At 45.8% G+C, this 1,113-nt stretch carries 1 protein-coding gene; it reads right to left on the bottom strand.

All coding sequences use genetic code 11. From position 1 onward, the window contains the following. Positions 1-16: 16 nt before the first annotated feature. Positions 17-1,052 (bottom strand): IS630 family transposase gene (locus BIT28_RS29155; protein WP_425439617.1). Its coding sequence is split into 2 segments (ribosomal slippage): positions 17-592 and positions 594-1,052, totalling 1,035 coding nucleotides; the frame shifts between segments, so codons are not numbered across the junction. Positions 1,053-1,113 lie beyond the last annotated feature (61 nt).

The raw sequence follows: 1,113 nt of genomic DNA, 5'->3' as shown, positions 1-1,113 counted from the left end.
ATACCAATCTGGAAAATTAACTGGTCAGGTTAATCCACTCCCTTGAACACATTCTTGATACTCTTTTAGTGCTCGCTAGAAACTGGTTCCAGGCGGCACAAACCTTATCAACAATGTCGTTATAATCTCTGAAACTTTGATTGGCCAAACAGTGTTGCCTCAACCAACTCCAAACTTGCTCTATTGGGTTCAATTCTGGTGAATAGGGAGGAAGCTTGAGGATGCTGATGTTTTCGAACCTGTCCGCAATGTCTTCGGTATGCCATCCTGCGCCATCCATAATGACAACAGCATGTCGACCTTTCTGCGTCATTGCCGAGACTTGCTGCAGGTGCTCAATCATTATTTCCTTGTTGACCCAAGGGACGACAATCGCTTCACCGATCCCTCGGCTTGGGCAAACGGAGCCAAACAAATAGGCGTAATCGAACTGTTGCTGCCGAACCGCTCTAGGCCGTGTTCCACGCCGTGCCCAAAGCCGTGTCGTTGTATTCTGCTGGCCAAATCTGGCTTCATCCTGGAACCAGATATCCACCTGTGCGAGGCTGATATGGCCCGGGATGTTACGGATCGTTTCCAGTAGGAAGTTTTTTAAAAGCTTCTTGCGTCGCTTGGCATTGTTTGGGGTGTTTTGAGCGGGATGTTATCCATGAGAAGCCCATATGATCGAGTAAATAGTATATGGAATCAGGGTGGTAGTGCTTATCAAACTGCTGGACTATATATGCATGGATATCAGCGCCCGTTAGTCTGCCGCCTTGCGGGTTATGGGCCTTATCTTTGATATATTGGCTGAGTTGCTTTTTTTGCTCAGGGGTTAAGAATGCAGGCCTACCCGTTCTTGGCTTTTCCTGAAGCCCTTCGAGACCTTCTTCGAGAAAGGTGTGAACCCATTTATTCACACTGGTTCTGCTGACTTTTAGAAACTTGGCAATTTGTGTGCGGGAGTGGCCTTCTTTGAAGTGGGCAAGCGCGAGCAGTCTCATTTTCATTTGAATCGATTTTTGCTGACTTGCCAACTTTTTAAAGTCGATATTATTGAGGCTATCCATAGCGATTTGATCATCTGAAAGACAATCCTCAATTAGATCATATTTTTACTTAGATTGGTAT

Source organism: Photobacterium proteolyticum, assembly GCF_001939735.1.
Taxonomy (GTDB): domain Bacteria; phylum Pseudomonadota; class Gammaproteobacteria; order Enterobacterales; family Vibrionaceae; genus Photobacterium; species Photobacterium proteolyticum.
Note: the sequence above shows the minus strand (reverse complement) of the source record. Positions and strands in the feature narration are given on the sequence as shown.